Raw genomic sequence first — 2,421 nt, 5'->3', positions numbered from 1 at the left:
GGCATTCGGGCCGCAGCCACCGGAACACCTAGGAGTATACCCCGCGCTTGATCATAATTGTTGAAAAGTCAGACTTGTGAGTCCTATCGCCTTGGATCGCCAGTGGCCGCAGCATACGATATCTAAGGTTGTGTTTGTGCTGGTTTCCTAATGTCGCCTCGAAGTGCGGTTCGCGTTCTACGTCATATCACAAAGAACGGATTAGACGACGTCTTTATTTCTCCAGCATTCTCGTCAAATGCTGAGACGAGTATGCTAAAGGATAAAGTGTTCCGCAAGCGTTTAGTTCAATGTTGCAGACAAACAATCGAATCGCCCAGGCTTTGGCAGGTTGGGTCTTCTTATAAGTTCTCCATCCCCAAGACGCCATATTCATATCGGAATGTCGATTGGATAGACTTCGAAGATATAGTCCGGTATACTGGGCTGGTTTTTGAAATAGCTCCTACGATTGAAGCTCAGCGAATTCCTGCAGCGTCTGACGTAGTTTTTTCTTACCGCTTCTCAAAGCATGGATACGTAATAGATAAGCGCTACAATTACAAATCATTTCGAGAAAAATCTAGTATTCTGAGCAAACAAAGCCCGTTCAGAGTAAAAATAAACACTGACATTTCCAATTTCTACGATAGATTAAACCTCCATAGGCTGGAGAGTAGTCTGGCAAGCTTGGGCTGTGGAAGCAAGTATGTTTCCTGCCTGAATGAACTTCTTTTCTTTTGGGTGGATCGCAATTCATTCGGCTTACCTGTTGGATGCGACGCGAGCCGCTTCTTGGCTGAAGCTGCTTTGATTCCTGTAGATAGAGCTCTTCAGCGAGAGGGTATAAAATTTGTTAGATTTGTCGACGATTATCGGATTTTTGCGAAGTCGTTTTCTCAAGCGCACGCGTATTTAAATATATTGATTCAAGAATTAGATAAAGAGTCTTTGTTTATCAATACATCAAAGACGACTTTTATCGACTTGGAACAGCATCGTACTGAACCATCTGAGGAGCCGCAGAAGGCTGCTTTCGATCCAGAGGATGAAGATGCTCGGGTTGAAGAAAAAACCTTCGTGACTGTCGGATATATTTCCAAGCTAATAAAAACTTATCGATATCCTGGCAGAGAGCAAATAAAAAGGTATAAGAACGAAGTCTTGACGGACCTTAAGAACAAAACCTTAAATTCTCGTCCGGACAATCTCGAAGAAAATATCAGATATTTTGTGCGGTGTTTTATTTACAATGATAGCCGAGAGATTATCGATCTCATTGATGTGATCGATCGCTATGTGCACTCACTCACGTACATTGTCGATGCATTGATAAAAGAGGAGGGCCGCTTCAGCGATAGCGAAGTCGAGCTCTTATCTAAAGCATTCTGCGAAATGTATGAAAAATATGCTAGATCTCCGTTTTTTGATTTGGCAATATTGAGACTTCTCTGCCACGGCCGCTATCAAAGTTTGGACTTTGTTAGGAGAACTTTTGATGGACTTAAGTTGAGCACGAACCCTATATTTTTGAGAGAATTTATACTTAGAACGAGAGATATAGCGGATAGAGAAATGTTGTTATCTTTTCGCCGTCTTTACTCAAAAGTGAGTCTTCCGGTCCGCCGAGCGATATTTCACGTCATCGAAAAAAGCGATAAGCTTCTAGACGGCGAAAAATATGCATGGTTCAAGCAGGTTCATAAATCGGAGGCCGACCATTACTTGAAAGTGATGGCCGGTGTTAGATTGGGTTCCCGCTCCAAACAAAAAGCATAAATTGACAATCAAACCCGCCGCATCACCAGCGAAGCATTCGTCCCACCAAACCCAAACGAGTTCGACAGCGCCACATCCACCCGCTTCCGCTTCGCCTCGTGCGGCACGAGGTCGATCTGCGTCTCGACGCTCGGGTTGTCGAGGTTGAGCGTCGGCGGGAGCACGCCGTCGCGGATGGTGAGGATCGAAAAAATCGCCTCGACCGCGCCGGCGGCGCCGAGCAGGTGGCCGATGGCCGACTTGGTGGAGGACATCGAGGCCTTGGCCGCGGCATCGCCGAGCAGCCGCTCGACGGCCTTCAGCTCTAGCTCGTCGCCCATCGGCGTCGAGGTGCCGTGGGCGTTGATGTAGTCGATCTCTCCGGGCGCGATGCCGGCCCGCTTCACTGCCGCCGTCATGCAGCGGAAGGCGCCGTCGCCGTCCGGCGAGGGCGAGGTGATGTGGTAGGCGTCGCCCGAGAGGCCGTAGCCGACGATCTCGGCGTAGATCTTGGCGCCGCGCGCACGCGCGTGCTCGTACTCCTCCAGCACGACGACGCCCGCGCCCTCGCCCATGACGAAGCCGTCGCGGCCGCTGTCGTAGGGGCGGGACGCCCGGGTCGGCTCGTCGTTGTAGCCGGTGGAGAGCGCCCGGCAGGCGGCGAAGCCCGCGAGCGAGAGGCGG

Annotated in this window: 2 protein-coding genes; one reads left to right on the top strand and one right to left on the bottom strand. The window is 50.0% G+C overall.

The genetic code is table 11. From position 1 onward, the window contains the following. Positions 1 to 267 precede the first annotated feature (267 nt). Entirely contained in the window at positions 268 to 1,758 is a 1,491-nt protein-coding gene (locus AX737_RS32400) for an RNA-directed DNA polymerase (protein ID WP_197430686.1), read from the top strand. Between the two features lie 8 nt (positions 1,759 to 1,766). Here the strand turns inward: AX737_RS32400 and AX737_RS22100 are convergent. Continuing rightward, positions 1,767 to 2,421, bottom strand: a 655-nt coding sequence (locus tag AX737_RS22100) for a beta-ketoacyl synthase N-terminal-like domain-containing protein (protein WP_280949099.1), incomplete at its 5' end; no start/stop codon positions are given.

This window comes from Methylobacterium sp. CCH5-D2 (genome assembly GCF_001556475.1).
Lineage (GTDB): Bacteria > Pseudomonadota > Alphaproteobacteria > Rhizobiales > Beijerinckiaceae > Methylobacterium > Methylobacterium hispanicum.
The sequence above is the reverse complement of the archived record's forward strand: the minus strand, read 5'-3'. Positions and strand labels throughout refer to the sequence as shown.